12 protein-coding genes are annotated in these 6,344 nt (G+C 35.9%); 1 reads left to right on the forward strand and 11 read right to left on the reverse strand.

The window, feature by feature from the left end; all coding sequences use genetic code 11:
• Positions 1 to 199: 199 nt before the first annotated feature.
• The 11 genes from ACEW8E_RS00030 to ACEW8E_RS00080 form a co-directional block, all read right to left on the reverse strand.
• Positions 200 to 814, reverse strand: coding sequence for a restriction endonuclease subunit S (locus ACEW8E_RS00030; protein WP_373478294.1), 615 nt, complete (start codon positions 812 to 814; stop codon positions 200 to 202).
• Complete coding sequence (locus ACEW8E_RS00035) at positions 796 to 1,377, reverse strand: restriction endonuclease subunit S (protein ID WP_373478295.1); 582 nt, start codon at positions 1,375 to 1,377, stop codon at positions 796 to 798. The genes ACEW8E_RS00030 and ACEW8E_RS00035 overlap by 19 nt, the downstream gene beginning before the upstream one ends.
• Positions 1,374 to 1,505, reverse strand: a complete 132-nt coding sequence (locus tag ACEW8E_RS00040) for a hypothetical protein (protein ID WP_373478296.1) — start codon at positions 1,503 to 1,505, stop codon at positions 1,374 to 1,376. Before ACEW8E_RS00040 ends, ACEW8E_RS00035 begins: the two co-directional genes overlap by 4 nt.
• 3 nt (positions 1,506 to 1,508) lie before the next feature.
• Positions 1,509 to 1,856 (reverse strand): DUF86 domain-containing protein, encoded by a 348-nt coding sequence (locus tag ACEW8E_RS00045; RefSeq protein WP_373478297.1) that lies wholly within the window; start codon positions 1,854 to 1,856, stop codon positions 1,509 to 1,511.
• On the reverse strand, positions 1,853 to 2,146 hold the full coding sequence (locus ACEW8E_RS00050) for a nucleotidyltransferase family protein (RefSeq protein WP_373478298.1): 294 nt from the start codon (positions 2,144 to 2,146) through the stop codon (positions 1,853 to 1,855). Before ACEW8E_RS00050 ends, ACEW8E_RS00045 begins: the two co-directional genes overlap by 4 nt.
• Positions 2,147 to 2,340: 194 nt before the next feature.
• On the reverse strand, positions 2,341 to 2,601 hold the full coding sequence (locus ACEW8E_RS00055) for a type II toxin-antitoxin system death-on-curing family toxin (protein WP_373478299.1): 261 nt from the start codon (positions 2,599 to 2,601) through the stop codon (positions 2,341 to 2,343).
• An 84-nt stretch (positions 2,602 to 2,685) separates the two neighbouring features.
• Positions 2,686 to 2,847, reverse strand: a complete 162-nt coding sequence (locus ACEW8E_RS00060) for an AbrB/MazE/SpoVT family DNA-binding domain-containing protein (protein ID WP_373478300.1) — start codon at positions 2,845 to 2,847, stop codon at positions 2,686 to 2,688.
• Between the two features lie 218 nt (positions 2,848 to 3,065).
• Complete coding sequence (locus ACEW8E_RS00065; protein WP_373478301.1) at positions 3,066 to 3,272, reverse strand: nucleotidyltransferase domain-containing protein; 207 nt, start codon at positions 3,270 to 3,272, stop codon at positions 3,066 to 3,068.
• On the reverse strand, positions 3,272 to 3,685 hold the full coding sequence (locus ACEW8E_RS00070; RefSeq protein ID WP_373478305.1) for a type II toxin-antitoxin system VapC family toxin: 414 nt from the start codon (positions 3,683 to 3,685) through the stop codon (positions 3,272 to 3,274). The genes ACEW8E_RS00065 and ACEW8E_RS00070 overlap by 1 nt, the downstream gene beginning before the upstream one ends.
• 5 nt (positions 3,686 to 3,690) lie before the next feature.
• On the reverse strand, positions 3,691 to 3,981 hold the full coding sequence (locus tag ACEW8E_RS00075; RefSeq protein ID WP_373478302.1) for a hypothetical protein: 291 nt from the start codon (positions 3,979 to 3,981) through the stop codon (positions 3,691 to 3,693).
• Positions 3,981 to 5,591 carry a type I restriction-modification system subunit M gene (locus ACEW8E_RS00080; protein WP_373478303.1) on the reverse strand — a complete coding sequence of 537 codons (1,611 nt, stop codon included), beginning with the start codon at positions 5,589 to 5,591 and terminating at the stop codon, positions 3,981 to 3,983. Before ACEW8E_RS00080 ends, ACEW8E_RS00075 begins: the two co-directional genes overlap by 1 nt.
• Before the next feature lie 225 nt (positions 5,592 to 5,816).
• Here ACEW8E_RS00080 and ACEW8E_RS00085 point away from each other — a divergent pair, with 225 nt between their 5' ends.
• Positions 5,817 to 6,041: a DUF6737 family protein gene (locus tag ACEW8E_RS00085; RefSeq protein WP_373478304.1), complete on the forward strand. Its 225-nt coding sequence runs from the start codon at positions 5,817 to 5,819 to the stop codon at positions 6,039 to 6,041.
• The last annotated feature ends 303 nt before the right edge of the window (positions 6,042 to 6,344 follow it).

A 6,344-nucleotide genomic window follows, 5' to 3' on the forward strand; every position in this document is an offset into this window, starting at 1 on the left:
TTAAAAGTGGTAAATTCATCTCTATTATTAGAAGGATTCAATAATTTACTATCCATAGCTCATGTGGATAAATTATATTTTCCTACGGGATAATTTTTTTATTTATTAATAGTTGATTCGGAGTTTGACAAAAGAGGGTTATCTAAATAAATTTTTATCATTTATTCTTACTTTGATTATAAAAAAATAATTTCATCTTTCACTCCTTAACTCTTAGCTGTCCACTCATTAGTTTAGGTAGTAATTCATCACGGGTTTTTGTTAAGGCTTGAATTTGATTTTGATTAGCTTTTACTTTTTCAAATAGAGAATTACAAATGTTTTGATATTGTTTCATTAATTGTACTTGACTTATAGCTAATTTATAGTTGGCTATCATATCGTTAGGTACTCTTTGTCGTCCTGATGTACCAGTCATATTCTTAACTGCATAATCTCTAAAATTAGGACTTCTTGTTAAACAATATACATAATGAGAACAACAACCAGATTTTGCTCTTAATACAATAAATTCTGTTGAACCAAAAGCAACTTCATCGTCATCTAAAATATTTACAAATGCAGTTTTTCCATTTTCCAAGCAAGGAGTAATTCTTGCCATTAAGACATCTTTATTTCTAAATTTACTGCCTGATGTAAACTCTCTTGTTATATAACTGACTATTTCCATACTGGTTGTAGATAAGGCTTTCATGTCAATATATTTAACTATATTGCCTTTTTTAATTGACTCTTGAGGATTAACTTCTATCACATCCGCCAACTTCCCAACTCGCCAATCTTTAGGAATTTCGCCTAATTCGGTCGATCGCATCTCCCCTCCAGAGGATTTGATTTATAGGGTTTACCATCTTCATTAGGAAATTCAAAGTCTATAAACCAATGCTTAAATAACGTCTGCGCGATCGATTCTAATGTCTCATTCTGTTTCCTTAAATTCTCTATCTTCCCATCTAAACAAGAAAGTACAGATGCGATCGCCCTTTGTTCTTCTAGGGGGGGAATTTTAAGCTCAATCTGACTTAAAATAGATTGATTAATAAGAGGTTGTCCAGAGCCACCTCTGAGCCGATGTAAATTATAGTTATTAAGAAAATAGTATAGAAATACTGAATCAGAAATACCTTTTATATTATTTCCAATAATTGCGTTATCAGTAACCCAGCATTCTTCTTTAGAAAGATAGATAGAACCACAATAGCTACCAACTCTACCAATTATGATTGTGTTTCCATGAGAATTTTTATGTTCTGAATAACCAATTACTCCATTAGAACCCCAAACTTGATATTTACCATTTTCTATTCTTTTTGGAGAAGATTTCCCATTTTTTAAAAAAGCAATTTCACCTAAAGTTGTTTTTTCCCACTCATTCATATTTCAACCCCTACTTTTGCCAAATTTTGCTTAATCTCGTTAACAAAGACTTGAGCCTGATTAAATAAACTATTAGCCAACTCAAAATCTAATCTATTTCCTAAAGTTACTTGTTTCGATACATTCATCAATTAAACCTCACCCTCTCTAAACTGTGCATTCATTCTGTTAATTGCCGTCTCTAAATCTGGTAAATAATTGTCAATAATCCACCAGACAGTTTCCAAATCAACCCCAAGATACTCATGGGCTAAAACATTCCTAAAATTGCCAATTTTCACCCATTCAATGTCAGATTCAGTGTCTTTCCATTCCTGCGGTAACTTCTTAATGGATTCTCCCATTATCTCCAAATCACGCAACACAGCATCTTGTACCATTTGATTATTCATAAAATCTGCCTTACCATTGACAATATAGAGATTAATTCGCTCTAAACATTCTCCCCCATGGATTAAATATAACCTGCTATCCTTCATAAACTCACCGCCTCAGTCAAAACTCGCTCTCGAATATACCAATGTAACCCTTTTTCCGTCACCACATCCACTTTTCGCCCTAATAATTTCTCCAAATCAACAATTAATCCCGCAGGAAACCAAGAGGAAATGCGCTGTAAATCATAATCAATCAAAAAATCAATATCACTATCTGGGGTATCCTCTCCCCTCACTACCGAACCAAACACACGCACATTTAAAGCCCCATGTTTATCAGCTAAATCTAAAATTTCTTGGCGTTTTTCTTGTAGTAATTCTTGTAAAGACATAAAATTCTAATACCAATTACGCTCCTTTTAATCAATGTTTTCTTGCTTTTGGGGCTTGGACTTTTAAGATTGAGACTGAATATGGACTTTAAGCCATTGATAAAATTCGTCTTCGCTTATATTTCCAGCCGCTAAACCTAAAATTGTGTTAGTGGCTTCTAGTTGAGAAGCACACAGAATAAACCCATTGAGTGTTAAAATAAACCCACAGCCAAAAAACCCGCTCGTTTATTACCATCCACAAAGGGATGATTCTGAATAATACCAAAACCATAAGTCGCCGCTAATTTAGCAATATCTCTTTCCTGTTCATAGTTATACAAGTTGAGAGGGCGATGTAATGCAGACTCTAATAAACCTTCATCTCTAATACCTTCTAATCCTCCATACTCAGCTAAACTTTCACCATGAAGATATATTAATCCTTTTTGATTTACCCACCTAATTTCTGTCATCAGATATATTTAATTGGGAAATTAGTTACTGGGCAAGGGTTTTAAAGGTTTCTCGGTACTGTTTCATAAATGCCCTACCTGCTTCTAATTGTTCTTCAATTTCGGGATTATAGGGAGTAAGTAACCATTAGGAGTTTCAACGGCAAATAAAGTATCTCCTTTTTCTACTTTGAGATTACTTAGCATTTCTTTAGGAATAACCGTGCCTGTGGAACTACCTACAGTAGTGAATTTTAATTTGTGCATAACTAACTGTTAAAAGAATATAGACTGCTGATTTGACAATTACTTATGCTTAATTATAATATTCATTATAACTTTAGATGAGAATAAATTAATTTTTTGAATTTCCGTCATACCAGCACCCCTTCCGTCATCACCTTAGACAATAAGGGATTTGCTCCCACTGCTCCCGTTTTTATTTGTTCATCTGTCACGACAAAAGTTGATATAACACGGTCATATTAAAAGCCTACCTCCCATGCCAGTTCATAAATTATTTCACGCACTGCACGGTCTAAATGTTTCACTTTGATATACACATCCAAATCTGAATCCTCATGGGCATCTCCCCTAGCCCGTGAACCAAAAATTCTTAATTCCAAAACAGGAATCATTACCTCAAGACACAGACGAAATTCTTTGATAACCTGAAGATCTAAATTATCCATTACACCTCAAACCAATTATCAATTTCTAAACCTTGAAAGTCCGCAAAATCTCTAACATTATTAGTAACTAAAATCAAATTATTAGTAAAAGCAATACTAGCAATTTGTCCATCAGCAAAAGCAGGAGTTTTACCAATTTTAGATAACCTAGCTCTTTCTTGGGCGTGATATTGAGCCGACTTTAAATCATAGTCAAGAATAGGCATTTTTAGAGGAATTTGACTTATATAATCTAATAAAAATTTTCTCTTAGCGGATTCAGGAGGCAACCGTAAACTGCCATATAATAATTCATGAATGACAGTGGATGCAGTCGCAATTTCCCTTTGATAAAGACTAATTTTTTCTACTACTGATTGATTAGGGATTTTTTTGTTAATTTCAGAAATTACATTAGTATCCAAGAGATATATTTTTCTCAAAACTCAACCTCCCTTCCTGGACTTTTATCCCGTAAATTAGCAAAATCATCATCAGTAAACTCTATACCTTCAGCTTCCATTCTTTGACGAAATCTTAAAGTCATTTTCCAAAATGTTTCTTCCTGTGTATTTTCACCTTCGGCGGAATCAATGGTTAATTGACTGTCATTAGCTAAATTTTCCCCCTCTCTTAATTGAGAGTGACGTTGACGCAGAATTTCTAATAAATTATGCTGTTCTTGTGCCGATAATTGGTCAAAAGATTTAATCATTTCTGTTATAGTCATTAGTCCACCTCCAGAGCAAAACTCACTTTCTCTAATTGTAGTTTAATCTCTTCATCCAAAGCTAAACCCTCTCGCATTTGCATTGCCAACTCCTTAGTTAAAATCTCCATCTTCTCCTCAAAAGCAATACCGTCGTCTTCCTCGTCAGGTATGCCCACATAACGCCCTGGTGTTAAGACAAAATTATGCTTTTCAATGTCTGCCAAAGTTGCCGACTTACAGAAGCCCTTAATATCCCTATAACTCCCTTCGCCCTCTGGGAGTGAGGGTTTTTTCTTCCATTGATGGTAAGTATCAGCTATTTTCGCTATATCCTCATCGGTAAAAGCCCGATTTTTACGGTTTACCATATAGCCCAACTCCGAAGCATCAATAAATAACACCTCACCCTTACGACTTGTTACTCCCTCGCCCTTTGGGAGAGGGTTGGGGAGAGGGTTACTTTTAGCACGACTCATAAACCACAAACAAGCAGGAATCCCCGTGTTATAGAATAGTTGAGTGGGCAACATGACAATACAATCCACTAAATCAGCTTCTACTAAGGTTTTCCTGATGTCTCCCTCACCACTGGTATTAGAAGATAATGAACCATTAGAGAGGACAAAACCCGCCGAACCCGTAGGGGCTAAATGGTAGAGGAAGTGTTGCACCCAGCCAAAATTAGCGTTACCTGCTGGAGGTTTGCCGTATTGCCACCGTCTATCATTTTGTAATAAATCCCCACTCCAATCACTGTCGTTAAAAGGGGGGTTAGCAATAACAAAATCCGCTTTTAAATCCTTATGGGCATCATTAAGGAAAGAGCCTTCAGGATTCCATTTGATATTCGAGCCATCAATCCCTCTAATGGCTAAATTCATCCGACAGAGTTTATAAGTAGTCTCGTTGCTTTCCTGTCCATAAATAGAGATGTCGTCTAAACATCCTTGATGAGCTTCTATAAACTTCTCACTTTGAACAAACATACCACCAGACCCACAACAGGGATCAAAAATCCTGCCCGAATAAGGCTCTAACATCTCTACTAACAACAGCACAATACTTTCAGGGGTGTAAAACTGCCCTGCATTTTTGCCCTCATTCAAGGCAAATTGACCCAAAAAATACTCATAAACCCGACCTAAAACGTCCTGAGCCTGTGCTTGGGCATCACCAAGGGTGATTTTACTTATTAAGTCAATTAACCCTCCTAAAGACGCAGAATCGAGCTTTTGTTGACCAAAAACCTTTGGCAAAATTCCTTTTAACCTTTTGGAGTTTTCCCTCTCGATTAAATCCATTGCCTCATCGACAATTTGCCCAATATTAGGTTGCTTCCCTTGAGCCTGAATAAAAGCCCACCGTGCCTTTAAGGGAACAAAAAAGACATTTTCGGCTACATATTCGTCTTTATCTTCTGCATCTGCCCCTGCGTATTCTCCCTCTCCTTTAATTAGCTTTTGGTATAATTCCTCAAAGGCATCTGAAATATATTTCAGGAAAATTAAACCTAAAACAATATGCTTATATTCCGCCGCATCAATATTTTTACGGAGCTTATCGGCGGTTTTCCAGAGTTTTTGCTCAAAACTTTCTGTATCTGCTTTTTTTTGCGCTAATTTCGCCATTTAATTAAGGATAGCACTACTTTAAACTATATTACCATACTTTTAGCCAGTAAAAAGCATTTCTTTGGGTAGGAAGCAAGGTAGGTGTGGGTAGTTTAGTGCAAATCCCAATCACTTTCCCTTCTCTAAACGATCAAGCGAATGTGGGATAAACTAATTACTGTTATTGAAACGTTAACCGTTTTTCCCCTGTAAATTTACTAACCCACTCTTATTAAGGTAATTATGTCGTCATCATCAATCTGGAAATATAAGCCTTGGTGGTGTCAACCTTGGTCGATTATACTGACAGGAATCGTTATTATCGGAGGTAGTTGGCTATTATTTCAGCTCATCTGGTTAACTGCTTTGTTTTTCACTTTAATCTGTCTCTGGTGGTTGCTTTTCCTAATCCTCATTCCTTATTTATTCACAAAACAAGATACTCTTAACCCACCCAAAACCTCATAATCCTGATGCTTTATCGCTCGAAAAATTGACACAGCACAGGAATAACAAAATCATACCACCGCAGCATTGGTTAGAAGTTAAGGCTAGAAGCAAGGTGTCAAGGGATTTTCAAAGAAAAAGTTTTTTCGATTTTTTCCCACCTCTCTCTGCAGGGTGTTTTCAAAGCAGGGTGTTTTCAAAGTCGGGGCAAAATTAAAAAAAAGATGGACTTTTTGGTTATACAATCGACCATGTCCATCTTATTTTTTGTTTATTTAAAATAAGTTATGAACATTTTATTTCAGGTTTTTCGCTTTGTCAAAG

Source organism: Geminocystis sp. (genome assembly GCF_041753295.1).
Taxonomy (GTDB): Bacteria; Cyanobacteriota; Cyanobacteriia; order Cyanobacteriales; family Cyanobacteriaceae; genus Geminocystis.

Coding starts and splice junctions, on each gene's coding strand:
- ACEW8E_RS00030 (WP_373478294.1), bottom strand. CDS start 814: ATGCGATCGACCGAATTAGGCGAAATTCCTAAAGATTGGCGAGTTGGG.
- ACEW8E_RS00035 (WP_373478295.1), bottom strand. CDS start 1,377: ATGAATGAGTGGGAAAAAACAACTTTAGGTGAAATTGCTTTTTTAAAA.
- ACEW8E_RS00040 (WP_373478296.1), bottom strand. CDS start 1,505: ATGAATGTATCGAAACAAGTAACTTTAGGAAATAGATTAGATTTTGAG.
- ACEW8E_RS00045 (WP_373478297.1), bottom strand. CDS start 1,856: ATGAAGGATAGCAGGTTATATTTAATCCATGGGGGAGAATGTTTAGAG.
- ACEW8E_RS00050 (WP_373478298.1), bottom strand. CDS start 2,146: ATGTCTTTACAAGAATTACTACAAGAAAAACGCCAAGAAATTTTAGAT.
- ACEW8E_RS00055 (WP_373478299.1), bottom strand. CDS start 2,601: ATGACAGAAATTAGGTGGGTAAATCAAAAAGGATTAATATATCTTCAT.
- ACEW8E_RS00060 (WP_373478300.1), bottom strand. CDS start 2,847: ATGCACAAATTAAAATTCACTACTGTAGGTAGTTCCACAGGCACGGTT.
- ACEW8E_RS00065 (WP_373478301.1), bottom strand. CDS start 3,272: ATGGATAATTTAGATCTTCAGGTTATCAAAGAATTTCGTCTGTGTCTT.
- ACEW8E_RS00075 (WP_373478302.1), bottom strand. CDS start 3,981: ATGACTATAACAGAAATGATTAAATCTTTTGACCAATTATCGGCACAA.
- ACEW8E_RS00080 (WP_373478303.1), bottom strand. CDS start 5,591: ATGGCGAAATTAGCGCAAAAAAAAGCAGATACAGAAAGTTTTGAGCAA.
- ACEW8E_RS00085 (WP_373478304.1), top strand. CDS start 5,817: ATGTCGTCATCATCAATCTGGAAATATAAGCCTTGGTGGTGTCAACCT.